Below are 25,369 nucleotides of genomic sequence, written 5' to 3'. Positions count from 1 at the left end.
AAAGATATTACCCTTTTATCATTTTTATAAAACCAAAAATTTTTAGAACATTTAATGAATGAATTTCTCTATTGTCATCCCCCGGCTGCTTTGTGCGTTCAAGAATTTCATTCTCCTTTCCCCATTATACTGATTTTTTATGAAATGAAAGAAGATTGAAGGAGATTCACATCGAAATTACTAGTTTTATGTAGTAGTATTTCATAATTTCAGGTAGTTCAATGAATCCATTCTACTAAGAAAGCCTTACCAAAAAATTCTTTTCACATTTCATGGATTATCTTTTACGTGATTGGGTAAATAGTAATAACAGCATGAAATAGAAAGGAACATACGATTATGAATAAAACCGTCTATTTTCTTTCAAGTAGTCAACAGCGCAGCTTGATGGCTGAGGGCTGGGCAGAGAAGCTCGAAGTGTCGGATTGGTCTTTTAAAAGTGCCGGATGGGTTTCTGACAGTCGTAGTCGTGAAGAATTCAGCGTCCTAGCAATGAAAGAATTATGTATCGATATCAGTTCATTTCCTCTTTCGCGCATTGAGATGAAGGAACTTGGCGAGGCCTCGGTTATCGTTGCGATTCAGGATACAGAGTATGATGACAAGATGGAACTTCCCTCTGAAATAGAAGAAAAAGTCATCTATTGGAATTTACCGAATCCACGTAAACGTTCTGCGACATTGATTGAAGAATGGGTACACTATCAGGAAATTTGTGACGAAATTGCTATGCGGGTGAAGGACTTGGAACATTTACTTCCACAATTACATTAAGAGGGCTGATTACAACAGAACGTACATGTAATCAGTCCCTTTTTTTTACGTAAAATACTCCAGCTTCGCTTTCGGAAAATGCTTCTCCATATAAGCATACAGATGATCTTTGATTTCCTGCTCTTCATCCTTCTGGTATATATACTTACCGATTCCGTATTTCCCCCATTTGTATCGACGTTCTTCTTCATTTAATTCAAGCTTCGTCATCGGGTAATTCTTCTCGATCACCCTTTTAGCAGGCTTCGTGAAACGGTGTTGGATAAATTCGAAAGTCAAATCCTTTTTTGCTTCTTCAGGAAGGTGGGCTTCGAGGTGTTCGAACATTTGCTTATATCCTTCCTGCCATCCTTCATGTATATAGATGGGAGCTACGATAAAGCCAAGTGGATACCCTGCCCTGGCTACCTTACCGGCTGCTTCCAACCTTTTATCCAACGGGGAGGTACCCGGTTCAAAATTCTTGATGACATAGTCTGCGTTGATGCTGAAACGAAATCTTGTCTTCCCATTATGTTTCGCATCCAGCAAATGATCAACATGATGAAATTTGGTTACGAAACGTAACTTCCCATACTCCGATTCACCAAAATGTTCAATCGCGCGCTTTAGTGTATGCGTGAGATGATCCACACCGACGATATCAGACGTACACGCTGCTTCAAAACGCGTGAAATCGGGTGCCCTTTCCTCTATATACCGATCTGCCGCCTCAAATATTTCATCAACATTCACATAGGTGCGAATATAGGGTTTACTGCCCATTGTGGTTTGAAGATAGCAATAATGGCAGTGCCCCATACACCCTGTCGCAAACGGGATGGCATACTCAGCTGACGGTTTGGAGGTATCGAATTTTAGCGTTTTCCGCACGCCCACCACTAACGTTGATTTGGCGATCCTGTATTTTTGAAAATGATTATCCCCAGGCAAATTTCGCACCTGATTGTGGGAAGTGGTATATCGAATTTCAACATCCATCTTTTCGAACTTTTCCTTTAATTGCTTCCCTAATGGGTAATCCAGTGCATTTGGTTCAAAATAGACCAATTGAGGCACGAACGGTTTCACCATATTCTTTCCCTCCTAAAGGTCTCCAAATGATTGTGAATAAGCCTCTTCTGCTTCTGCTTCTGTAGAATAGACTGCTACTTCATGTGTTAACGGATAATAGGTTTCATAAAGAAATAATGCTAATTCGTTTGGGTTTTCCGGATCGTGTACAACCGCTGCTTCCTGCACATTGGCTACACTTTGCGTATGCGGGTTACGGTAGATCACGTACACAACATCACCAGCTTGATATGGCGTATAGTGATTATTCAATTCCATTTTTCTCACCTTTTCCTATCATTCATTACTTTCATTTTCTGTCAATCGAGATAGAAATATGATGGTAAAAGATGTTTAATTAGCATACAGCCCAAAAAGAAAACTCCCCCCACTTGACTAACCGCAGGAGAAGTTTGTTCTATAAACCATAAAATTCAGTTGTATTTTTGACCAATTGTTTATATACAGCTGCTTCTGACATGCTTTTTAATTCGGCCACTTTCTCAATGGAGCGGTGCATCATGCCAGGATGAGTCATTCTTTCTTGAAAGACTCCTTCAAACCTCCAGGGACCGTCTGTTTCCACCATCAGCCCTTCGATCGGGTAGTCCCTGACCAGCTGTTGTATTTCCTTTTCATACAGGACATCAGGCGTAACAGAAACGAGGTAACCATTACGGATCATCCTTTCGATCGTTTTACTATCTCCCTTAAACCAATGAAAATGAGCTTTTGAAATGGAATGCTTCTCCAATAAATCGCAGATGATGGGTGCATGCTCATAAACACCATGAAGGATGATGGGTTTATTCAGCCGATTCGATTCAATGATAAAGCGTTCCAACAGCTCTATGTAAGGAGCGAGGACCAGTGAGGGATCTTCTTTCCTTTTGTAATAGGGCAGCCCCACTTCTCCTATTGCCACAAGCTCTTGATGATGCCGCTGAATCCACACCAGAAGTTCCTGCACCTCCTGCTCTGAAGGAAGCTCTTGTTCAGGATGAAAACCGGCAGCTGCCTTTACCCTGCCGTCCTTTTTCGCAAATGCCAGATTTCGTTTGGATGATTGGAGGTGAAAGGATACAGAAATGAGAGCCTCTACTGAGTAGAGATCGAGCTCCCTCAGGATTTTTTCACGTTCTTCCTTTTCATATAAGTCCAGATGAGTATGAGCATCGATAAGCGATGGTTTACACATACTGAGATAATTCCTCGAAAATATCCGTTTTCCATTTTAGGAACTCTTCGGTTAGAAGGATTTCTTTATCACGAGGTCGCGGGAAAGGCACCTTGAATTCCTTTTGCACGCGTGCCGGTCTGGTTGATAACACAATGATACGGTCCGACAAGAAAAGTGCTTCGTCGATATTATGAGTGACAAACAGGACTGAACTTAAGTCTTCTTCCCATATGGAAAGGAGCCACCTCTGCATGTCCAATCGGGTAAATTCATCAAGGGCAGAAAATGGTTCATCCAGGCATAAAAAGGATTGGGGACTGACCAGTGCACGAATAAATGCAACGCGCTGTTTCATCCCTCCTGAAAGATCTTCAGGGTAAGCGTCCTCATAGCCCTTCAAACCCGCGCGCTGAATCATCTCCATCGCCATTTCCTTATCCCTCTTTCCATGCAGCTCCTGACCAAGCATCACATTCTCGATCACCGTCCTCCACGGTAAGAGGGACGGACTTTGTGGCATATAGCTGATGGACCCTCTACGGCCATTGATCGACTGTCCATCGAGCTTTATATCTCCTGAATCTGGTGCGAATAATCCACCGATCACGTGAAATAACGTACTTTTCCCACTTCCGGAAGGGCCAAGGATGGAAACAAACTCACCTTCCCCTACTTGAATGGAAAGATCATCGAGGATCAATTCACCATCAAAGGATTTGGACATATTTTGGATCGATAACGTCGTCATGTTATGTGTCCTCCTTTCGATTCCACTTCACCATAACTCTTTCTAATAGTACGATGAGTCCAAAGAACAGCAGGCTTAGGAGCATGATCATGAAAATGGCGACAAAAACCCTGTCGGTCCTGAAGGAAGAGGATGCAAGTGTCATATAGACGCCAATTCCTTTTTGAGCCCCTAGCCATTCCGAAATGACCGCTCCCATCACACTATAGGTCGCGGAAATTTTCAAACCGGAGAAGATGGAAGGCAATGCATGGGGCCACTCCACTTTCCGGAAAATCTGTCCTTTGGTTGCACCGGACATTTTCATATAAAGAATGTACTCTCCATTTGTCTGCCTGAATCCATCCATCGCCGAAACAGCCACAGGAAAGAAACAAATCAGGGTAATGACGATGATTTTGGGCAGGAGTCCGAATCCGAACCAAATGACAAGGAGAGGGGCCAATACAATGATGGGTATATTCTGAGATAAGATCATGAGAGGATAGACCGCTTCCCTTACCTTAGGGAGGAGATGCAGTACCACCGCTGTCCCGAGCCCGATTGAACAGCCGATCGCAAACCCTGTGATCGTCAGAAATGCCGTTGATGAGAAATGCCCCTTGAACTCAGACCACGAGGCAATTCCTTCTTCCCATATCTCTGAAGGCGACGGCATCAGCCAGGCTGGCACCTCAAATAGGTTAATGGCCACTTCCCAAATGATGAATAAAAGGATGAGGACCAAGAAGGGTCTCCATCCTTTTGAAATCCAAGTCCTCATCCTTTATATTTCTCCGTTAAGTCGTCCATTTCGATCCCATCCGGCTGGTACAATACTTTGATCTGGGAAATGACATTTTTGCTTCCTATTTCAATCATTCGTTCATTCATCTGTTCAATCACCTTGAATAATTGTGACAGATTCCCCTCCATCGTCGTTTCCAAAGGATGGACTTCATATCGCACTCCCGATTTTTCGATGATTGCGATCGCTTCATCCACATATGGAATCACATCTTCACCGTTCTTTGTCTTCGGGATGATTTGTATGCTTACAAGTGCGTTCCCCATTTTGTTCACCTCTTATTTTGGTAAGAATTCGTTCGTGAATGCTTTCTTGCTTTCGAGTTTCTTATCTAATAAATCATTTTCATACATCCATGACGCATAGTTCTCCCAGACTTCCAGTTTCTGCTCTCCCCATCGGTCAGCATCATCTTTATATTTGGGTGCGAGCCATTCCTGACTCTTCATGACCAATTCTTTATCAAGATCTGGAGCTGCATCTAATAAAACCTCTCCCGCTTCTTTCGGGTTGTCGATTGTGTATTGATACCCTTTGGAAGCAGCTGCCATGAATGCTTTCACCGTTTCAGGATCTGAATCGATCATTTTTTCATTTGTTGTGAGGACTGGCGTGTAGTAATCCAGTTTATCAGAATAATCCTTTACATACATCATGTTCAACTCTTCACCGCGGAGTTCAGCTTCAATTCCTGTCCATCCATAATAAATCCAGGCGAAGTCAACGTCCCGTTTAACGGCAGTAAAGAAATCGGTGTCTCCCATGTTGATGAAATTCACTTTTTCTACATCCGCGTTTTCTTGCTTCATGATTGAATCCATAACGGCTTTCTCAACGGGTGAACCCCAGCCGCCATAGCTTTTCCCTTCAAAATCCTTTGGTTCTGTAATACCCTTACTCTTCGGGGAAGCAAACCCCGACGTATTATGCTGAATGATGGCAGCTATGGATACGATGGGTACATCCTGGACCCTCGCTTGAGTGACACCCTCCTGATATCCAACACCGAAATCGGCTTTCCCCGATGCAACGAGTTGATCGGCACCCGCTTCCCCGGGCAGGATGATGTCTACATCCAGTCCCTGATCCTTGAAGTAGCCTTTTTCTTTCGCTACATACAATCCAGTGTGGTTGGTATTTGGTGTCCAGTCGAGTACGACATTTACTTTTTTAAGATTGTCCTTCTTCTCATCGGCTGCATCTTCCCCACCGTTACAGGCGGATAAAAGAAGTACAGAGCAGATGAGGAACATCCATTTTTTCATGATGATTCCTCCTTCGGTCTTTTGCGGTCGTAACGTCTCATTCCTATATTCTTCGCTTATTCTGGAAAATGAATGTAAACCAAAGGCAGTTGAGGCGTAAATTCAGGGGTGAAACAAAAAAACGCCCCAAGCTTCAGCCGCGGGACGCATCGTTAAACAGGTTATGTATCGTTTAAGAGAATGTTTCCTACGCTGGTATCAGCCAGTTCAGGTTCAAAGGGTCAGTATCTACAGGATACAATCTCAACCGGCCACTCCGGTCCCCCTACACGTGGAATATGAAATTTAACGTTATCTTCCTCCCTACTTTGCCATAGAATGAAAGGTTATTCAAGCTTTTCCTTCTCATATTGAAAGACTCCATGGAAATAAGCCGATGCAAACAGTTCCTCGATGAAATTCATGCACGAAGCACCAGCTTCTGTATATCCCTGATGATAGGTTAAAAAGGCATATTGCAGGAGAAAGAGAATGACTATTGACGGCAAGATCCTTTTCTCTCCTGCAGTCAAAGGGGCATGCCTTTCATATCCTTTCATAAATGCCAGGATCCATTTCATTGAATCATCTTTTTTCTCTTTCGGGACTGCTTTGAGTATACCTGCGAGGAAGTAGCCGATGTCAGTAATCCTGGGTGCCGTCCGGATTCGTTCAAAATCAATGATCCCGCACACTTCTCCTCCCTGCATCAAAATATTCCCCGAATTGTAGTCGCTATGAACGAATTGATGTGGCAAACACCGGTAGGGATGCTCCCACCCCTTCATCTTTGATAAGATCACTTGCCCCCTTATGCCGATCGATTCAGTTTCAAGCTCCTTCACCCATTCTGTTACATGACTTTCAATCTCCCAGCCCTTCGTTTCATAATGACACCGATAGTCCTTCAGGATGAGATGAAGGGTTGCAAGGTATGCTCCTGCATTTGTCAGGGGGTCGGCAGACCATTCCTTCAATGGCGTTCCTTCAAGGGCCTCATAAAGAGAATAGATTTGCTCTCCTTCTTTTACATAGGGAAGTTGTGAGCAAGTTAATAGAGGGGATTCAACGTTAAGGTGATGACTTATTAAAAAATCGGTTAAATAGAGCTCCTCCATCCGATTTTCAGGGGAAGAATACACTCTTCTTTTTAAATAGAAGGTCTTTCCTTCTGCCTTCACTTCCGTAACATCAGGATGAAGAAGAAGTGTTTTGAAGGAAGTGGGATCCATTCCCCAATGACGTACAATATCCTGAAAAGGTTCAATCATTTCTATTTCCTTTCCATACATAGTAATATACTTGTAGTATGACTTTGAAAGAATATACACATACCATACGAAAAGAGGTTTCACCTATGCAAAGAATACAAATGACAGAAGACTTATCATTCTCGAGGATCATTCATGGATTATGGAGACTATCAGACTGGAAGCAGTCCAAGGAAGATACGTTATCATTGATTCAACACAATATTGAAAACGGAATCACAACGTTTGACCATGCCGATATTTATGGTTCTTATACGTGTGAAACCTTATTCGGTGAGGCGCTAGCCCTCCAACCATCCTTGCGGGAGAAGATGGAGATCGTAACAAAATGCGGCATCGTCCTGCCTTCTGACAATCGACCGGAGCACAAGACGCATCACTACAACACCAGTAAAAAACATATTCTCACCTCGGTTGAACATTCTCTCCAACAATTAAAGACGGATTACATTGATTTATTGTTGATTCACAGACCGGATCCATTCATGAACGGGGAAGATGTAGCTGAAGCCTTCACACAATTAAAAGAAGAAGGGAAAGTCCGTCATTTCGGAGTATCCAACTTTAAAGACCATCAGTGGAATATGCTTCAATCTTATTTACCATTTCCATTGATCACAAACCAGATTGAATTATCCGCCTATCACCTGGAGAATTTTGAAGACGGCACGTTGAATCTCTGTCAGGAAAAGCGTGTGGCTCCCATGGCCTGGTCACCACTGGCAGGAGGGGCGATTTTTAAGGGGGAAGATGAGAAAGCGGTCCGCCTTCAACATACATTAAAGAAAGTACAGGAGGAAACAGGAGCGAAGGGGATCGACCAGGTTCTATACGCGTGGCTGCTTAACCATCCGGCCAAGATCATGCCGATTGTCGGATCAGGTAAAAAAGAACGGATCCAGCATGCAATCGACTCTCTTTCCATCCAATTGGATCATGATCAATGGTTTGAAATCCTGCAGACATCCATGGGACATGATGTTCCTTAATGAGTACATGAAAAAAGACGATCCTTTCTTTAAAGGGTCGTCTTTTTATTGAGCTATATCTCCACCAACATAATATTCAAGGTACACATCCTGCAATTCATCCATTGAAAGTTCATAGAGCTGCTTACCGAACGATTTATAGACGCCGATCCTCAATAACTGTTGTATATAAAAGTCTTTTTTAAATTCGGGTGTTTTGTTCTGTTCTGATTTCGTTTCTTGATGTAGCATGTTCATCCCTCCAGTTGTGGATATACCCCAATCATGGAGAGACATAAACATCCGTTTCCCATTTTTCTTGAATTGACTTTTTTAAAAAACCCGTTACTGCAATCATGAGAGGGAGTTTCTTCATAATATTCCCAATCGATCATGTACAACTATGATGATGTCCCTCGAGCACGGTTTCCCCTTCCACTTGGATAGTAGAGTGATGAATACCAAACTCTTGTTCAAGAAAGGATGACAGCTGTACTAAAATTTCATCCCGATTCACTTCTTCCCCTACGACGACATGGCAACTTAAAGCTTTAAAATCCGAAGTGATGGACCATACATGAAGATCATGGACTTCCCTTACCCCCGGGACCTGTGACAGGCTCCCCGACACCTTTTCCATATCAACATCTCCCGGAGAACCTTCCATTAGAATATGAATGGAATCCTTCGTCACCCTCCATCCGGAGATGACAATAAGAATCGCTACGATGACAGAAGCAATCGGGTCTGCCAGATTCCAATCAAAGAAGTAAATAAGAAGACCCGCTATGATGGCTCCGACTGATCCGAGCATATCCCCCAGTACATGAAGGAACGCACTGCGGACATTCAAATTATGTTCGTTGTCCCCTTTCATCAGGATCCAGGCGACAATGATGTTCACAATCAAGCCGATTATGGCGATGATCATCATGCTGGGTGATACAGCGGGAGTATCGATGAAGCGACGGTAAGCTTCCCAGAAAATATAAAGGGAAACCAGGATCAGGGTGATCCCGTTCAAAAAGGAAGCTACAATTTCAAAACGTTTGTATCCGTAGGTCTTACCCATATCCGACGCCTTCTCCCCTATATAGAAAGCGGCCAGACTTAAGCCAAGTGCCGCTGCATCACTGAGCATATGCCCTGCATCTGAAAGAAGAGCGAGACTATTTGTCACCACTCCCCCGACCACTTCAACAATCATAAAAGAAAAAATGAAAAGAAAGCTGATTAATAATGCTTTTTTATTTTGGTTGTGGCCATGACTGTGATCGTGACCCATAAGATATCCCTCACTTTCAAATGTTTTCTTCTAAGTACATGAATACTATTCACTATTATACGTACCGCCGCTTCCATTAAGCAAAAATATGGCATCCACCCTATGAACAGGACGGCTCCGGAAGCCGATCTTTGAACATAAAAAAACCCCGGACACTGAATCCGGGGTTTCGCTGAAGGATTAATTTTGTTGCAGCTTTTTACGCTCTCGCTTCATGAAGAGGTCAAGTGTTACCCAGAACACAACGGATGTAATGGCGAAGATGGCGATGGCGAAGTAAATGTCTTCTGTTTTCCAGTCTAATCGGGGAATAAGCAGGCCCAATACACCTGATAATATATAGTAGCCTCCAATTAATTGCAGGTATAACCGTCCTGTTTGGGATTGAAGGTTTTCAAGATACCCTTTTCCTGCTTTGCCGAAGAAAATGGCTACTCCTCTTAAAATGACATAAACCGAAAAGGCAATGATAAGGGATACAACAAACTCTTGATTAAAAACGTCTGCCATGATCGTCCTCCTTTCCAATTATACAGTGTTTTGAATCCTAAATGATTGTATTGTTCATAAATATTCACTATGATGAAATCATGAATCTTTCCGGTTAATCGTTATATCTCAGAATAACCCAATGCGTGTTGCATTTCAATGACAATGGATAGGAATGTAATACGTTAAAGGATATATTCAATTCATAAGGATTTCAAGTGGCATTCGGCCCTCAATTCTTACGTAATCATGACTATTTTATACAGGAGGTGATTGAAGCGAAAGAATGGGACAACTTCCCGTTCTTTTGACTTCTACTACTTGGATATTTTAATTAATTTACTACTTGTCGCCCTGCTGATCGGATTGACAGCGTTCTTCGTCGCTTCTGAATTTGCCATTGTGAAAGTAAGGGGTTCGAGAATCGATCAGTTGGTCTCTGAAGGAAATCAAACCGCTGTTGCTGCGAAAAGGGTCATTTCCCATCTCGACGAATACCTTTCTGCCTGTCAGCTGGGGATTACTATCACCTCACTTGGACTTGGCTGGTTAGGAGAACCAACCATTGAAACCTTGCTTCACCCATTATTTGAAAAGTTTGATTTGAATCCGTCCATTTCAAGCATCATTTCATTTGCACTGGCTTTTTCGGTCATTACCTTTTTGCATGTGGTAATAGGGGAATTGGCTCCGAAGACATTCGCCATCCAAAAAGCTGAAAAAATCACTTTATTATTTGCCAAGCAGCTCATTTGGTTCTACCGGATTGCGTATCCATTCATTTGGACCTTGAATAGTTCGGCACGTGTGTTTACAGGCATGTTCGGTTTGAAACCTGCCTCAGAGCATGAAATCGCCCATTCGGAAGAAGAGCTTAGAATCATTCTTTCCGATAGCTATAAGAGCGGTGAAATCAACTCTTCCGAATTCAAGTATGTGAATAAGATATTTGAATTCGACGAGCGCATCGCCAAGGAAATCATGGTCCCCCGTACAAACATTGTGACTCTATCAGCTGGATCCACCATTGATGAAGTATTATCGGTCATTAAGGAAGAGCGGTATACGAGATACCCTGTCGTGGATGGGGATAAGGACAATATCCTCGGGGTCGTGAATGTGAAGGAACTCTTAACGACCCTCGTGAATCATAAAAGCGAGCATGAAGACGTGACCTCCTTCATTAAGCCCGTCATTCGCGTCATTGAAACCATCCCGATTAAAGCCCTGCTCCTCAAGTTGCAAAAGGAACGCTCCCCGATGGCCGTCCTTCTTGATGAATACGGAGGAACGGCAGGTCTGGTTACGGTGGAGGACATCATCGAAGAAATCGTCGGTGAGATCCGGGATGAATTTGATATCGATGAAATTCCTGAAGTCCAGAGGATAAAAGAAGATCATTATATTTTCGACGCCGTCATGCTCATTGAAGACGTGAATGACCTTCTTGGCATCTCGATTGAAGAAGAGGAAGTCGACACAATCGGAGGCTGGTTCCTCACTCAAAAATATGAAGTCAAGCCTGAAGATAAGATTGAAGAACAAGGCTACTGCTTTAAAGTAAAAGAAATCGACGGCCACCATATTCAGTATCTGGAAGTCACCAAAATGAAAAAGAACACGTCTGAAACGAACGAGTCTCACTAAGAGCCCGTTCGTTTTTTTATGTTCCTCAAGACGTCAGGAAAGAATAAATCTTTTCTTAAATGGAAAAATAAGCGGAAATAGATAGTTAAGAGGTGAATTATGACTAGCATCATCGTTGGATTAATCCTGCTTATGGTTTTAGCGTATTTAGGATGGTCGATCATCTGGATCGCGCCGCTGGTTGCAGGTTTGGTTGCGTTAATGAGTGGTCTCGATCTGCTGCCGGCCTATACAGAAACGTATATGACAGGGTTTGTGGACTTTGCAAAAGAATGGTTTCCTGTCTTCCTGTTTGGGGCCATCTTCGGAAAGTTGATGGAAGATGTAGGGGCCGCTCAATCCGTTGCATACAAGATCACCAACATTATCGGGAAAGACAGGGCCATCCTGGGAGTACTGATTGCCGCAGCGGTATTGACATATGGCGGTGTCAGTTTATTCGTGGTGGTGTTTGCCATCTATCCACTGGCGATCGCCATGTTCAGAGAGGCGGATATTACACGGAAATTACTGCCGCCAACCTTTGTATTAGGTGCTTTCACCTTTACCATGACAGCAATCCCCGGTACACCACAGATCCAGAACCTGATACCGATCGATTACTTCAAGACATCACCTACTGCCGCTCCCATCATCGGGATCACCGGGGGGTTAATCATGGCGGTTGGCGGGTACTTTTATTTAAGATGGCGTCAAAAGCAGTTCACGGCGAAGGGCGATGTTTTCACCGAACCTAAAGGCGGGAATGATGTAAAAGAGATTAAAGAATCGGAACTTCCGAACTTCTATCTCTCGTTTCTGCCACTTGTCATCGTCGTCGTTACATTGAATGTCTTCAAGTGGAACATCCTGACTGCCCTTCTTGTCGGAATCCTTTCAATATTACTTATTAATTTCAAACATTATAAGAAATTCATTCCTGCTGTCAATGGAGGGGCCAAAGGTTCTGTGATGGCCGTGATCAATACGAGTGCCGCCGTCGGGTTTGGGGCTGTCGTGACAGCGGCACCCGGTTTCAAGACATTAACGAAACTCATCCTGGGCATCAAAGGGAACCCGGTGATCTCAGAAGCAATCGCTGTGCAAACATTGGCTGCCATAACGGGTTCTGCTTCTGGAGGGATGGGAATTGCCCTGGAGGCGTTGGGAGATAAATATTATGAGCTTTCACAGACAAGCGGAATCAGCGCAGAAGCATTCCACCGGATTGCGTCCATCTCTTCCGGTGCATCGATTCTGCCTCATAATGGCGCTCTCCTGACCCTATTTGCCGTAACGGGACTTACTCATAAAGATTCATATCTAGATGTTGCCGTTGTCGGGCTGCTTATTCCGACAATCGCGGAAATCGTTTCAATCATACTAGCCAATATGGGAATTTACTAATTCGAGGAGGAAATCAAAATGGTCAATGACAAAGTGGTATTTATTACAGGTGCTGCAAGAGGGATCGGATTTGAAATCGGGGAACATTTTGCCCAAAATGGTGCAAAGGTCGTCCTGTCCGATATCAATCAAGAAGGATTGGATGAAGCGGTAGATGAACTAAAAAGCAGAGGGTTTGAATGCCTTGGCATTAAATGCGACGTAACGAGTGAAGACGACGTGAAGGCCGGAATCGATAAGACCGTAGAACACTATGGACGGATCGATGTCCTGATCAATAATGCAGGGCTTCAACATGTTTCACCCATTGAAGATTTTCCGATTGAAAAGTTCGAACTATTAATCAGAATCATGCTGACCGCCCCATTCATTGCAACAAAATTTGCTTTTCCACATATGAAAAAGCAAAAGTTTGGTCGGATCATCAACATGGCCTCCATCAATGGCCTGATTGGATTTGCCGGAAAAGCTGCCTATAATAGCGCGAAGCATGGTGTCATCGGGTTGACAAAAGTCTCGGCCTTAGAAGGTGCTGAACACGGGATTACTGTCAATGCTATGTGTCCCGGTTACGTGGATACTCCCCTTGTCCGCAACCAGCTGAAAGATATCTCCACCACCCGTGGTGTTGAGCTTGAAAAAGTATTGGAGGATGTCATTTATCCCCTTGTCCCACAAAAACGATTGCTATCAGTAGAAGAAATTGCGGACTACACCATCTTCCTTGCAAGTGACAAAGCAAAGGGCGTAACCGGACAAGCTGTAGTGTTGGATGGTGGATATACAGCCCAGTAATACTGCACAGCAAAAATCGGATCAGAAACCTGATCCGATTTTTTTACTTTAAATGCCCAGGGAATGCACCAAGGTCCACCCCCCACACGAGCGGCATCACAAAATAAATCAACAGGGTGATAAACACGATACTGATCAAATTCAACCAGACGCCCCCTTTCACCATATCCCCCATTTTGATATAGCCAGACCCGAAGACAACGGCGTTCGGTGGAGTGGCAACCGGCAGCATGAAAGCACAGGATGCAGCAAGCCCGGCGGCTACCATCAGGCTGTAGGGATGAACATCCAAAGCAGCAGCCAATGCTGCCATAATCGGAAACATCATCGTGGCTGTAGCCGTATTGGAAGTGATTTCCGTCAGAAAAATGACAAAAGTGGTCACAGCTGCAAGGATGATAATGAAAGAGACCCCATCAAGGACCGTCAACTGCTTTCCGATCCATTCTGCCAAGCCTGTTTCCTTGAACCCCTTGGCAATGGCGAGTCCTCCCCCGAATAGAAGCAGGATACCCCATGGCAGCTTCTTGGCATCCTCCCAGTTGATCAATCTTGCCTCTTTCCTTCCTGGAAGAAGGAAGAGGACAAGTGCCCCCGTCATGGCAATGATCGTGTCATCTAAAGAAGGAATCCACTTGTTCAATAAGAAGGAACGAGTGATCCAGCAAAGGGCAGTGGCCGTAAAGACAGTGAAAACGAGCTTTTCCTCAAATGAAATGCGCCCAAGGGAACGGTTTTCCTGTTCGACGATTTCCCTTCCCCCCGGCAGTTCTTTTATTTTCAAAGGAAACGCCACTTTAATGAGATACCACCATGTTAGGATGAGGAGAATGGCTGCAAGAGGGACTCCGAACAGCATCCACTTTGCAAAGGAGAAATCGATACCATAGAGCTGTTTCACAACAGCTGCGAAAATGGTGTTCGGTGGCGTTCCAATTAATGTCCCTAATCCTCCGATCGATGCACTATAGGCAATCCCCAGCATGATGACTTTACTGAAGTGCCCTGTTCTATTCGCTCCCTCCTTCTTTAAGCTTTCATTCACCTGGTAAATCACCGCGGTTCCGATCGGCAGCATCATCATAGCCGTTGCCGTGTTCGAAATCCACATGGACAGAAACCCCGTAGCAAGCATGAACCCAAGGACAATCCGTTCTGTACTCGTCCCAATCAGCAGGATGATGTTCATGGCGATTCGTTTATGTAAATTCCATTTTTCCATGGCAATCGCGATGATGAACCCGCCCATAAACAAAAAGATGGTCCCATCTCCATAAGCAGATGTGACATCCCCTGACTGCAGTGCCCCGGTAACGGGAAACAGGATGATCGGCAGAAGGGATGTAGCCGGAATTGGAATCGCTTCCGTAATCCACCAAATCGCGATCCAGACGGTTCCCGCAAGAACCCCCACTGCTTCTTTGGACAATCCTTCAGGAGAAAAGAACAGGATGATAAGAAAGAATAAAACCGGCCCTAACATAAATCCGATTTTTTTCCCGGGATTTGCAGTCGGTTCCGGAGAACGATCCGTCTGCACCCCTCCATTTACCCCAGCTGGAGTACTTCCCGATGTAAAAAACCTGAACGTGTCCAATACATCAGCATGCCACTCCCATAGCGTTTTCCAAGCATACTTCACGGTTTGCATCTTATTCCCCCTTTTCTTGTGATACTAGTCCATACCCCTTGAAGAAACCTGTATAAACAAGAACAAACCACAATTTGTCAGATTGACTCATCCCTCCTTATAAACAGAATGAAAAAAGGACCATTTCATCATAAAGCGTTTCATTGTAAAATAATGTTAGAGTAGAGATGACGGTAGGATAAAAGGAGAAACGATGAAAATTTATTGGCAAATCAGCTATTTTGTAATCGGTTTACTTATTTTCAGCTATGGAATCAGCATGTCCATTAAAGTCCAATACTTAGGCATCCACCCATGGGATGTATTAAATATCGCCCTGTTCGACAAGTTCGGGCTGACCATCGGAACGTGGAATATCATTGTCGGTGCCACTCTCATAGCAGGCACGCTTATCTTGAAAGGAAAATACATTCAAATCGGAACCATCCTGAATGGAGTGATGGTCGGCATGCTTGTTGATCTTTTTCTATTTTATGATTTGCTTCCTCCACAAACGGGCCCCGTTATGGACACCTTGATTCTCCTGTCTGCCATTCTGTTCATGGGGGTCGGAGGCGGGTTGTATTCGGCTGCCCATCTTGGAACCGGTCCAAGAGATGGATTTATGCTCACCATTTCAGACCTGACCAATCTTTCCATCAGCAGAGTCCGGATCCTATGCGAGTGCACCGTCTTACTGATCGGTCTACTCCTCTCCGGTCCCGTCTTCGTTTTTACGTTTATTTATACGTTCATCCAAAGTCCCATCTTCCAAAAATCATTTCTATACTTTACCGAAAGACTCCATACGCGGTTTCCGAATCGAAGCAATATTAGTATGTAATTTAGAAAAGCGGAAGGGGCTCGTACTGGGGGTGAATCAAGAAAGGACAAACCCCCAGAATCGCAGTTTGTCCTTTTCACGTCATGACATTTCGCATGCCACTAAGCCATATTGCCGTCCATGATCAAGCTTCTTGATGAATTGAAACAATTGCTGCACCTCCTCATTATCCCCCTCTCTCTTATAGTAGTCTTCCAGCACCGACAGCATTTCATCGGGGTACATCAGGCATGTATGGCTTCCCCAATCTGTTTGCCTGCCTTCGAATCTTTTATAGTAAATGCCATCCAACAGGGCAAAAAACAGGTCATACCCTTTAGGAAAAAACGGACTGATCCGCTTCGGATAATTATGATTCCAGTCTCCCCCCTCATATTGGAATGTCCGGTCAGTCAAATCACCTATAAAGACTTCAACATCCGCCATCCTATCTCCTCCTCATTCAATAAGCAATAAGTGCCTACTCTACAATGTATAAACCCGTCCATCATGTTTAGAACAAAAAAAGAGCCGCATCAGGATTCTTCTCCGTGATGCGACTCGTGATTTATTATAGATATTTCCGTTGGACGCTCCTTCCGTCATACGTAAATAGCATATCCCGGTTCTCCACATGGGTCTCGATGTGGACCGGTCTTCCCCAGAGCCGGTGCAAATAAGGTAAAACCTTTTCCAAATATTTAATATCAAGCTCGACATCCTCAAACCAGTGCTTAAGATACAGCTCCCCGCTCTTCATGTAGTCCCCGTCATTCACGGTGATGTAAGGGAAACCGCCATTCACCCTCATGCCCACGAGCTGATCCCGTACATGGGTCCATTCTTTATCGACAATTTTATAATCCTTCCCCTGCTTTTGGAACAGATACATATCCTCTCTCGTCACCAGATCCTTCGTTAAATAGTTTCGCAAGAAGGAAATATCCGATTCGATCTCACGCACTTCAAACATTTTTTCACGACCGGAATTCGGCTTTACCCCCCGCTTTTTCATCTCTTCTGTCGGGTTGTCGAACCGATCCTCAATATCTTCGAAAATCTTCAGACCGAGATAATATGGATTGATCTGTGTGCGGGACGGCTGTACGACACCAGCATTCAGCTTGGCAAACTCGATCGATTCACCGCTTGTCAGATCCATTTCACGAATGATCCGCTGATGCCAATACGAGGCCCACCCTTCATTCATGATCTTCGTTTCAAGCTGAGGCCAGAAATACAGCATTTCTTCCCTCATCATCGTCAATATATCCCGCTGCCAGTCCGATAATTCCCTGCTGTACTGCTCGATGAACAGGAGGATGTCCTTCTCCGGCTGCGGCGGAAACTTCTTCTTCACCTTCTTCTTTTCCCTGCTCTTTGGCTTTTCATCCAATGACCATAAATCATCATAAGGCGTTGCATGACTCACTTCTTCTTCTTCCCACTCCACATCATCCATCGTCCATGACAGTTTCGGCCGCATGAGGGAAGGATCGATATGTTCATCCACTGCAAGGACCGCATCAAGGAAATTCTCGACTTCCTGCTTCCCATGTTCGATCTCATACCTGCGCACACGTTCAGCCGTAGCCGACATACTTTCCACCATATCCCGCTTCGTATTCTGAAAACGGACATTGTTCTTAAAGAAATCACAGTGGGCCAGAACGTGAGCCACAATCAATTTATTCTGTATGAGGGAATTGGAATCCAGCAAGAACGCATAACAAGGATCCGAGTTGATCACAAGCTCATATATCTTACTCAACCCCAAATCATACTGCAGCTTCATCTTATGGAATTGCTTCCCGAAACTCCAGTGCGAAAACCGTGTCGGCATCCCATAAGCCCCAAAAGTATATATAATGTCAGCAGGACAAATCTCATAACGCATCGGATAAAAATCCAGACCAAACCCGGCTGCTATCTCAGTAATTTTCCCTATCGCATTCTGCAAATTCTTCTGCTCCTCTAAATTCATCTTCATCCCCCTCTTTATTCTCTTATCTAAATGTATGAAGAGAAAGGGGATTTGATGAAAAGAAAAGCGGAAGGGGCTCGCACTGGGGCGACAAGCATAAGAAGAGTCATCCGGAAAGGCGCTTTTTGCCTTTTTGGATGACTCTTCTTATGACCTCGATCCCCAAGCCCCTGGAGCTAGACAATAGAAAAGCGGAGCCGGGTTGGGCAGGCCCGACAAGCATAAGATGAATTGGCCAGAAAGGCGCTCTTTGCCTTTTTGGTCGATTTAGCTTATGACCTCGAGGGACTACCCGGCGGAGCTGGACAATTAGAAAATCGGAAGGGGCTCGCACTGGGGCGACAAGTATAAGGTGAGTCACCCCCCAAAAAAGCTGTTCCCCTAACCCCAGGGAACAGCCTTCTTATCAACCTTACGTATCCAGATTCTTTTGCAATCGTTTAACCGGGATGAGCGTAGTGAGCAACAGGAGTGCAGACCAGGTGAAAACCATCGAAACACTCATGACCTCAAGGAGAAGTCCGACCCCCACTGACGATAAGCCGAATAAGAGCGTGGTTAACGCCCCTTGTGCAGCATAAATCTTCCCGAGCTCTTCCGGTGGCGCACTCTCCTGTAAATACGTCTGAAGCACTACATTCTTTATTTGATCAAATAACCCGAAAACAAACGATAAGATAAGCGCCATCACGGCCATTTTATTCCAGGCAAATACAAGGGTGACACTTGAAGTGACGATCATGCAGAAGGGGAGCCACTTATGCCGGTGTTTTGAAAAGATGCCATGCAGCTTAAATATGAGATAGGAGGCAAGGACCAATCCCACAAAGAAGCTTGAATTGATGAATCCCCACCATTCTTCCCCCCGCTGAAGCGAGAGATCGACATACAAATACAGGACGGCGGCAATCCAGACGGTCCCTGAGATCGACTCCAGCCCGTATATCCAAAAAACGTGGACCAGCCCTTTCCGGCTTTTAACCTGAGACCATCCCTCCCCAAGCTCCTGCCACCAAACCTTGCGAACTTCCAGGGTGCTACTTGGAATGACCGGCAGCTTCAGCATAAAAAAGGTTGAGGCCAGAAACAAGAGAATCACCACAATGAAAAGATTCGTGGCATTCAGGACCGCTAAAAGAATACCGCCCAAAGCCCAGCTTGAGAATTGAATCGTCTGATCGACGGTTGAGAGGAAGCCATTCGCCCCCATAAGTTCCTCTCTCTTAACAAGAAATGGCACATATGCATTTCTCGCTGGAAGTGCCCAACCATCCAGAAAAGAAATGATACTCGCACAACTGAGATAAATCCACACATTCTGAGTACCCAGTACCATCATCATGAGGAACACGCATAAAAAAAATGTCTTCCCCATTTGCGAATACGCGATCAAGCTCTTCATCTGTGTACGATTCAACAACAAAGGCGCTGCCATGCTGCTGATAAATCGTGAAAAGGTGATCACTAAAGGAACAGCCGTCATGTAAACAGCAGAACCGGTCAAGTCGTAAACAAGGGAGATCAACCCTACGATATAGAAGATATCCCCCATATTGGCCAATGCCTGGCCGAACCACAGATTTCTAAATGCATTGGAGTGCATATCTCTTCCTCCCTCTATTCAGTTTATATATAGGTAAGAAAAGAACAGCATCACATCGGAACAAAGATCCCCTTTCAGAATCAAAACGATTTATGTATGATTTCATTTTAGCAAATTGCCGGTGAATTTGCAGGTAATACTTTAGTTTATCGTCATATGGGTATGCACGTGCAGGTTTTACGGGGAAACTGCCAGCTCCGCCTATAACAAAAAAAGCCTCCTTAATCAAAGAAGACTTCATCTGTTCCCGCTATTCCTTTACCGAGATGTTGAGTACCTTTTCATTATCAAGATCGTGTACCACGATGACAACGACCTTTTTCTCTGCATTATTTTCTTGCACGGTAAATTCAAATGCATCGGATACTTTGTTCTCCGTCATTTTCTTGCGTCCCTGGTACTGATAATCCTTTACAGGCTGCCCAGGATAGTCCTCTTTGATGACTGCTGTTGCAATGCGTCCAAACTTCTTATAATCCGATTGCTCGGCATGGGCCTGACTTGAAAATACTAGAAAAAATACAGTTGATAACATCACGATTGCTTTCTTCATTTTCATCACCTCTATTTACGTTTCATTACATAGGATGATTTAATCAGGCATTTTTATTCACCCAATAGAAGGAAAACGAGCATTTGCAACAGTACCAACTTTTACAGAGAAAAAAATACGGTTTCTCGCGCAAAATAGGAGTACCCCTTCAGAAGGAGGGAAACCAAGTGAACAAAGTCGATTACGATCGGGCCTTGTATTACACTCACCGGTCAGAATGGGATAACCTGTTGATCCTAATGGTGAGAACGAAGGATGACCTTCTTTCAAAAAGAATTGAACATTTCTTACATGCGTATCATTTTTCAAATGATTACACGGTTGTAGAGCGTAATCTCTATACGCTTTTACGATATATCGAACATGCAAACTTCACCTATAGTGTCGAGCAACCACTTCAGGAAACCTTTGCAGAGATGTAACAATAAGAGAATTCCACCTACGGCTGATCCGATTAGTATGCACGATTGGATCAGCTTTTATTTATTTCCATAAGGTGTAAGATCACTAAAAAACCGGCAAAAATGCCGATTTTTCATCATTGGGACGAAATTTCAGTTTTTACCAGTTCAGCTGCTTTTACATACACCTTTAATTCCCTCATCAGGTCATCCACTAACTTTGCAGGTTCTTCCAATAGCCCATCATTTTCATAATCAAAGCAGTGGGGGTCAAGAACAAGCTGTTTCGGAATGACATTTGCATACACTCCCCGACCGACGATACGGAGATTATTCAAGCAGTTGATACCGCCTTTCCCCCCGCCTGCGCATGCAAGAAGGGCGACAGGTTTATGGGCGAATTGCTCACTGCTTAAGAAATCGAGTGCGTTTTTGAGTGCCCCGCTCATACCGCTGTGATACTCCGGGGAAGCTAAAATGACGGCGTCCGCATCTTTCACTTTTTTCTTAAGTGATTGAACGGCGGAGACCTCCGATTGCTCCTGTTCTCCAGTGTAAAGTGGAAGGGAGCCGTCACTCAAATCAATAAGATCACAATCATATGTTCTTGTAATGAATCTTGACGCTATTCCAGTACGTCCGCGTTTTCTCGGGCTTCCATTGATGATTACGATGTTCATGTCATAAAAATCCTTTCCAGATTAATTTTTTGTCAATTGATGTTTCACGGCATAAAGTGCCGCCTGTGTCCGATCTGACACTTCCAGCTTGGAAAAAATGTTCGAAATATGGGTTTTGACGGTTTTTTCCGTAATATAAAGGCTTGAAGCAATCTCTTTATTACTCTTCCCTTTCGTCAGCTCAATCAAAACATCCTTCTCCCGTTTGGTGAGCTCATGAATTTTATGGGGAGGCTCTCGTTTCGTGATCCTTGTCAGTAAATGATTGGTTGCTTTCGGGTGAAGAGAGTTTTCACCTGAAAGAAGTTTTCGGATCCCGCTCACTAATTCATCGGGTTCAATGTCCTTTAACTGATATCCTGCCGCTCCTGCTTCTATAGCGGGAATCACGTGATTCTGGTCGGAAAAGCTCGTCAGCATCAGAATTTGAATATCTGGATAGTTCTTTTTAATTTCCCTGGTCGCCTGGATGCCGTCCATGACCGGCATCATCAGATCCATCAGGATGATGTCGGGTTTCAAGTCTCCAGCCATTTGAACGGCCTCTTGTCCATCCTTCGCTTCACCGACGATATCAAAGTCCTTTTGTGTTTTCAGAAAGAAAACCAATCCCCTACGTACGACGTGGTGATCATCTGCTATCAATACTCTAATCATTTACCCGGCACCTCCTAATACGGTAATCGAACTGATATGACCGTTCCCCTTCCAAGCTGACTGTCGATCTTCAGCGTACCACCAATGCTTTTCACACGTTCCTTCATACTTTGGATCCCGACTGAAGGCAGGGACTGCTTTCCGTCATATTGAAATCCGTATCCTCTATCTTCAATCGTCAGATGGATCGATTGCGACTCACTTTTCAATGTATAGAGGATGCGTTTCTCCCCGGAATGCTTTTTACAATTATTCAGTGCTTCCTGACTGACACGCCACAACACTTCTTCTATTTTAGAGCTTAAGGAAATGACTCCTTCAACTTTCGTTTCCAAGGTCAATCCGAGCATCTCTGCGTATCCTTTGGACGCTTCTACGACTCCATTCTCAAGCCCATGGGGTCTCAATTGCCAGATGAGGGCCCTCATTTCCGATAAGGCTTCCTGAGCCAACCCTTGAATCGTTCTGAACGTATCCTTTACTTCTTCATCCCCGGTCATTTCTGCCCCTCCCCTTGCTGTTAACGTGAGGGAGAACAACAATTGATTGACCGAATCATGAAGATCTCTTGCCAGTCGGTTCCTTTCTCCGATCAACGCGACTTCCTGCTCTTTTTTCGTGAGCAGGATGCGCTTGATGGCGGATCCGATTTGGAAGGCGACCGATTCAAGAAGCGCCAGTTCGTCTGTTGTGAAGTGGGTCTTGTTCGGTGCTGCGACATTCAATAACCCAAAGGACTCATCCCCGGACTGGAGGGGGACCGTCGCATGATGGGTGATATCATCTGTATTTTCCCTGTTCTCTTCGATGGCCTGCTCGATCCGCTGACATTCAATAATATTGGACGCTTTGGTGAGTTTACCTTTTCGAAATCGATTCACACACCAGCACCCGCCCTTTTTCATCGGCTCACATTGACGCTCTGAGAGTGATTCCGGCAGACTCTCATATGAAACAAGTTCGTGGCTTCCTTCTTTTTCAATGAAGAAGATCCACCCTGTTGTAAAGCTTGAACCCCTGATCAGCTTCTTCAGGGCACCTGAAAGCATGGAATCAAGCTCTGTTTCGTTGTTCAGCAACTCGGCTATCTCTTTCAAAAGTCCGATATTTGAAAGGGATTCAGAATTCATGTTCATCGTCCTCTCCGATCCTATACTACTATTATATAGATTTCACATAAATCCGGTATTATCAAAAAGAAGGATACCCTTCTACGACCTTTGACCGAAAACACACGTTCCCATCACAATCCAAAAAACAAGAGATGCAGGAGCACATCTCTTGTTTTTAAAATGATGAAAAGGTTTACGCCTTCCCTACAGACGAACGGATCATCGTTTCGACTTTCGCCATGATGGCATCCTGCAGAGCTTGTAATTTCTCACCGCTGTCGCTTTCGGTCTCACCGATCACGCTGAAATAGAACTTGATCTTCGGCTCGGTCCCTGATGGACGGAGGCAAATCCAAGATCCATCTTCAAGATGATATTTCAACACATTGGAAGAAGGCAGATGAATGGAGGATTCTTCACCGGATACCAAATCCACTTTCGTACTTGTTTTGTAGTCCTCTGACGAAACCACACGTAAGCCTGCCACTTCTTTCAACGGTTCGTTCCTGAAGTCCTTCAGGATCCCTTGAATTTGTTCGGCTCCTTCTTTTCCTTTAAGGGTCAGACTCTTCAGTCCTTCCTGATAAAACCCGTGTACTTCGAATAATTCATGGAGGACATTGTATAGCGTTTTGCCTTCTTTTTTATAATAAGCAGCCGCTTCTGCCGCCATCAATACTGCTTGAATGGCATCCTTATCACGGGCAAAGTCGCCGATCAAGTATCCATAGCTTTCTTCATATCCGAATAAGAATGAATACGCACCTGTTTCTTCGTATTGCTTGATTTTTTCCCCGATGAATTTAAAACCTGTAAGAACATCCTCGACTGAAGCTCCATAATGTTCAGCGACTTTACGGCCCAATTCGGATGTCACAATGGTTTTGAATACCCGGCCGTTCTCAGGGATCATATTCTTCTCCTGTTTGCGGGCAAGGATATAGTCCAGGAGGATCGCCCCTGTCTGGTTTCCGGTAAGGAGGATATACTCGCCTGTTTCCCCTTTTACCGCTACACCTAAACGGTCTGCATCGGGATCCGTCGCAATCAGGATATCCCCGTCGATTTCCTTTCCGTCACGGATGCTGTATTCAAATGCCGCTTTATCTTCAGGGTTCGGAGACTTCACTGTTGTAAATTCAGGATCAGGGACTGCCTGTTCCTTTACAATGTGAACTTGCTCATACCCTAATGCTTTCAACCCTTTTTCTGCCATCTTCAAGGCAGTGCCATGCAGGGGTGAGAAGACGATTTTCAAATCGGTTTCCTTGGCGATCTGAGGCTTCTCGGAAATCGAAATCAAATGTTCCAGGTATGATTGATCGATCTCTTCCCCGATCATTTTAATCAGCCCGGCTGCTTTTAATTCTTCTTCTGTCTGAACGTGGATTTCCAGTTCATTTTCAACGGCGTTCACTTTCTCGATCACTGCATCCGCTACATGTGGAGGAAGTTGAGCACCATCTTCCCCGTACACTTTATATCCATTGTATTCAGGAGGATTATGGCTTGCTGTCACTACGATGCCGGAGAATGCCTTTAGCTGCCGCAGGGCAAATGAAAGCTCCGGTGTCGGTTTCAATTCATCGAAGACATATGTTTGGATGCCATGGGTTGCCAGGGTCTTCGCTGACTCCATGGCAAATTCAGGTGATTTATAACGGGAATCGTAAGCGATTACAACTCCGCGGTTCTTAGCCTCCTGACCCTGTTCTTCTATGTATCTCGCCAGTCCTTCAGAGGCTTTTCTGACTGTATAGATGTTCATCCGATTGGTTCCGGGACCGATTTCTCCCCTCATTCCACCCGTACCGAATTCAAGGTTTTTGTAGAATGCGTCTTCCAAGGACTTTTCGTCGTCTTTCATTGACTCTAGAAGTTCATTGACTTCTTTGTCCAGATGTAAGTAGCTGCTCCATTTTTCCCAAGATGTTTTCCAACTCAAAACGATCCCCTCCTAATGCTGTATAATAATGAATTCTATCATATATTGTAGAATTCCTTCTAAAACAATCCGTCACATGTCGACAAGATTCGTTTAATCCTTATTTTAGCATAATTTCTATTTGAAAGAATCAGTATGTTTGTGTTGATAAAAAAAGCGAGTGCTGGTTGATTTCCACTCCAGGTGCTCGCTTTCCGCGGGGCGTGAGTTGAGCCTCCTCGGGCTATGCCCTGCGGGGTCTCAACTTTCCCGCATTTCCCGCAGGAGTCGAGCACCTTCCGTTCCAATCAACTTTATAAGGTAGTGTGTAATCGTTAAAAATATAAATATTCATTAAAATAAATGATCCTATAC

General features: G+C 44.3%; 27 protein-coding genes and 1 riboswitch. Of the genes, 7 read left to right on the top strand and 20 right to left on the bottom strand.

Translation table 11 applies throughout. From position 1 onward, the window contains the following. Positions 1 to 339: 339 nt before the first annotated feature. On the top strand, positions 340 to 774 hold the full coding sequence (locus M1J35_RS09705) for a low molecular weight phosphatase family protein (protein ID WP_224520567.1): 435 nt from the start codon (positions 340 to 342) through the stop codon (positions 772 to 774). A 45-nt stretch (positions 775 to 819) separates the two neighbouring features. On the opposite strand, the gene splB is transcribed toward M1J35_RS09705, so the two are convergent. The 8 genes from splB to M1J35_RS09665 form a co-directional block, all read right to left on the bottom strand. Then, positions 820 to 1,848: a spore photoproduct lyase gene (gene splB, locus M1J35_RS09700; protein WP_034763203.1), complete on the bottom strand. Its 1,029-nt coding sequence runs from the start codon at positions 1,846 to 1,848 to the stop codon at positions 820 to 822. Between the two features lie 12 nt (positions 1,849 to 1,860). Continuing rightward, the gene (locus M1J35_RS09695; protein ID WP_034763200.1) at positions 1,861 to 2,106 is read right to left on the bottom strand and encodes a transcriptional regulator SplA domain-containing protein; all 246 of its coding nucleotides are present in this window, start codon (positions 2,104 to 2,106) and stop codon (positions 1,861 to 1,863) included. 139 nt (positions 2,107 to 2,245) lie between these two features. Beyond that, positions 2,246 to 3,025 (bottom strand): TatD family hydrolase, encoded by a 780-nt coding sequence (locus M1J35_RS09690; protein WP_254653526.1) that lies wholly within the window; start codon positions 3,023 to 3,025, stop codon positions 2,246 to 2,248. Further along, complete coding sequence (locus tag M1J35_RS09685; RefSeq protein ID WP_254653525.1) at positions 3,018 to 3,755, bottom strand: ABC transporter ATP-binding protein; 738 nt, start codon at positions 3,753 to 3,755, stop codon at positions 3,018 to 3,020. The genes M1J35_RS09690 and M1J35_RS09685 overlap by 8 nt, the downstream gene beginning before the upstream one ends. A gap of 1 nt (position 3,756) precedes the next feature. Continuing rightward, a complete protein-coding gene (locus M1J35_RS09680) occupies positions 3,757 to 4,518 on the bottom strand; it encodes an ABC transporter permease (RefSeq protein WP_254653524.1) in 762 nt (253 codons plus the stop codon). Further along, positions 4,515 to 4,808 carry a thiamine-binding protein gene (locus tag M1J35_RS09675; RefSeq protein ID WP_061810949.1) on the bottom strand — a complete coding sequence of 98 codons (294 nt, stop codon included), beginning with the start codon at positions 4,806 to 4,808 and terminating at the stop codon, positions 4,515 to 4,517. The genes M1J35_RS09680 and M1J35_RS09675 overlap by 4 nt, the downstream gene beginning before the upstream one ends. Before the next feature lie 12 nt (positions 4,809 to 4,820). Next, positions 4,821 to 5,807, bottom strand: a complete 987-nt coding sequence (locus tag M1J35_RS09670) for an ABC transporter substrate-binding protein (RefSeq protein ID WP_254653523.1) — start codon at positions 5,805 to 5,807, stop codon at positions 4,821 to 4,823. 167 nt (positions 5,808 to 5,974) lie between these two features. Then, positions 5,975 to 6,084, bottom strand: a riboswitch (TPP riboswitch). Positions 6,085 to 6,133: 49 nt separating this feature from the next. Next, positions 6,134 to 7,057, bottom strand: coding sequence for a phosphotransferase enzyme family protein (locus tag M1J35_RS09665; RefSeq protein ID WP_254653522.1), 924 nt, complete (start codon positions 7,055 to 7,057; stop codon positions 6,134 to 6,136). 86 nt (positions 7,058 to 7,143) lie between these two features. On the opposite strand from M1J35_RS09665, the gene M1J35_RS09660 reads away from it, so the two are divergent. Beyond that, positions 7,144 to 8,046, top strand: coding sequence for an aldo/keto reductase (locus M1J35_RS09660; RefSeq protein WP_254653521.1), 903 nt, complete (start codon positions 7,144 to 7,146; stop codon positions 8,044 to 8,046). 45 nt (positions 8,047 to 8,091) lie between these two features. On the opposite strand, the gene M1J35_RS09655 is transcribed toward M1J35_RS09660, so the two are convergent. From M1J35_RS09655 to M1J35_RS09645, 3 genes are all read right to left on the bottom strand, one after another. Next, complete coding sequence (locus M1J35_RS09655; protein ID WP_034763185.1) at positions 8,092 to 8,277, bottom strand: Fur-regulated basic protein FbpA; 186 nt, start codon at positions 8,275 to 8,277, stop codon at positions 8,092 to 8,094. A gap of 139 nt (positions 8,278 to 8,416) precedes the next feature. Continuing rightward, on the bottom strand, positions 8,417 to 9,310 hold the full coding sequence (locus M1J35_RS09650; RefSeq protein WP_254653520.1) for a cation diffusion facilitator family transporter: 894 nt from the start codon (positions 9,308 to 9,310) through the stop codon (positions 8,417 to 8,419). A 180-nt stretch (positions 9,311 to 9,490) separates the two neighbouring features. Continuing rightward, positions 9,491 to 9,820, bottom strand: a complete 330-nt coding sequence (locus M1J35_RS09645; protein ID WP_224520576.1) for a hypothetical protein — start codon at positions 9,818 to 9,820, stop codon at positions 9,491 to 9,493. Between the two features lie 300 nt (positions 9,821 to 10,120). Here M1J35_RS09645 and M1J35_RS09640 point away from each other — a divergent pair, with 300 nt between their 5' ends. The 3 genes from M1J35_RS09640 to M1J35_RS09630 all read left to right on the top strand — a co-directional run bounded on the left by M1J35_RS09640 (position 10,121) and on the right by M1J35_RS09630 (position 13,627). Further along, on the top strand, positions 10,121 to 11,446 hold the full coding sequence (locus tag M1J35_RS09640) for a hemolysin family protein (RefSeq protein ID WP_254653728.1): 1,326 nt from the start codon (positions 10,121 to 10,123) through the stop codon (positions 11,444 to 11,446). Positions 11,447 to 11,545: 99 nt separating this feature from the next. Continuing rightward, positions 11,546 to 12,832, top strand: coding sequence for a GntP family permease (locus tag M1J35_RS09635; protein ID WP_034763179.1), 1,287 nt, complete (start codon positions 11,546 to 11,548; stop codon positions 12,830 to 12,832). Between the two features lie 18 nt (positions 12,833 to 12,850). Continuing rightward, positions 12,851 to 13,627, top strand: coding sequence for a 3-hydroxybutyrate dehydrogenase (locus tag M1J35_RS09630; RefSeq protein ID WP_254653519.1), 777 nt, complete (start codon positions 12,851 to 12,853; stop codon positions 13,625 to 13,627). Between the two features lie 43 nt (positions 13,628 to 13,670). On the opposite strand, the gene M1J35_RS09625 is transcribed toward M1J35_RS09630, so the two are convergent. Beyond that, entirely contained in the window at positions 13,671 to 15,278 is a 1,608-nt protein-coding gene (locus tag M1J35_RS09625) for an SLC13 family permease (protein WP_254653518.1), read from the bottom strand. 193 nt (positions 15,279 to 15,471) lie between these two features. On the opposite strand from M1J35_RS09625, the gene M1J35_RS09620 reads away from it, so the two are divergent. Next, positions 15,472 to 16,101 carry a YczE/YyaS/YitT family protein gene (locus M1J35_RS09620; protein WP_061810945.1) on the top strand — a complete coding sequence of 210 codons (630 nt, stop codon included), beginning with the start codon at positions 15,472 to 15,474 and terminating at the stop codon, positions 16,099 to 16,101. Positions 16,102 to 16,182: 81 nt separating this feature from the next. Here the strand turns inward: M1J35_RS09620 and M1J35_RS09615 are convergent, their stop codons facing one another. The 4 genes from M1J35_RS09615 to M1J35_RS09600 all read right to left on the bottom strand — a co-directional run bounded on the left by M1J35_RS09615 (position 16,183) and on the right by M1J35_RS09600 (position 20,220). Continuing rightward, positions 16,183 to 16,527, bottom strand: coding sequence for a hypothetical protein (locus M1J35_RS09615; protein WP_254653517.1), 345 nt, complete (start codon positions 16,525 to 16,527; stop codon positions 16,183 to 16,185). A gap of 124 nt (positions 16,528 to 16,651) precedes the next feature. Beyond that, the gene (locus M1J35_RS09610; RefSeq protein ID WP_254653727.1) at positions 16,652 to 18,064 is read right to left on the bottom strand and encodes a SpoVR family protein; all 1,413 of its coding nucleotides are present in this window, start codon (positions 18,062 to 18,064) and stop codon (positions 16,652 to 16,654) included. Between the two features lie 412 nt (positions 18,065 to 18,476). Continuing rightward, the gene (locus tag M1J35_RS09605) at positions 18,477 to 19,667 is read right to left on the bottom strand and encodes an MFS transporter (protein ID WP_254653516.1); all 1,191 of its coding nucleotides are present in this window, start codon (positions 19,665 to 19,667) and stop codon (positions 18,477 to 18,479) included. A 250-nt stretch (positions 19,668 to 19,917) separates the two neighbouring features. Beyond that, complete coding sequence (locus M1J35_RS09600) at positions 19,918 to 20,220, bottom strand: DUF3889 domain-containing protein (RefSeq protein WP_034763166.1); 303 nt, start codon at positions 20,218 to 20,220, stop codon at positions 19,918 to 19,920. Between the two features lie 167 nt (positions 20,221 to 20,387). On the opposite strand from M1J35_RS09600, the gene M1J35_RS09595 reads away from it, so the two are divergent. Then, the gene (locus tag M1J35_RS09595; protein ID WP_034763164.1) at positions 20,388 to 20,642 is read left to right on the top strand and encodes a YhdB family protein; all 255 of its coding nucleotides are present in this window, start codon (positions 20,388 to 20,390) and stop codon (positions 20,640 to 20,642) included. Positions 20,643 to 20,758: 116 nt separating this feature from the next. Here M1J35_RS09595 and M1J35_RS09590 read toward each other — a convergent pair whose 3' ends face one another. The 4 genes from M1J35_RS09590 to M1J35_RS09575 form a co-directional block, all read right to left on the bottom strand. Further along, positions 20,759 to 21,301 carry an NADPH-dependent FMN reductase gene (locus M1J35_RS09590; RefSeq protein ID WP_254653515.1) on the bottom strand — a complete coding sequence of 181 codons (543 nt, stop codon included), beginning with the start codon at positions 21,299 to 21,301 and terminating at the stop codon, positions 20,759 to 20,761. Positions 21,302 to 21,322: 21 nt separating this feature from the next. After that, positions 21,323 to 21,958, bottom strand: a complete 636-nt coding sequence (locus tag M1J35_RS09585) for a response regulator transcription factor (protein ID WP_254653514.1) — start codon at positions 21,956 to 21,958, stop codon at positions 21,323 to 21,325. A 14-nt stretch (positions 21,959 to 21,972) separates the two neighbouring features. Then, positions 21,973 to 23,088 (bottom strand): GAF domain-containing sensor histidine kinase, encoded by a 1,116-nt coding sequence (locus M1J35_RS09580; RefSeq protein WP_224520583.1) that lies wholly within the window; start codon positions 23,086 to 23,088, stop codon positions 21,973 to 21,975. A gap of 175 nt (positions 23,089 to 23,263) precedes the next feature. Beyond that, complete coding sequence (locus M1J35_RS09575; RefSeq protein WP_254653513.1) at positions 23,264 to 25,015, bottom strand: phospho-sugar mutase; 1,752 nt, start codon at positions 25,013 to 25,015, stop codon at positions 23,264 to 23,266. Positions 25,016 to 25,369: the final 354 nt, after the last annotated feature.

Source organism: Rossellomorea sp. KS-H15a (assembly GCF_024195245.1).
GTDB classification, from domain to species: Bacteria; Bacillota; Bacilli; order Bacillales; family Bacillaceae_B; genus Rossellomorea; species Rossellomorea vietnamensis.
This window is presented reverse-complemented; position numbering and strand designations above follow the sequence as displayed.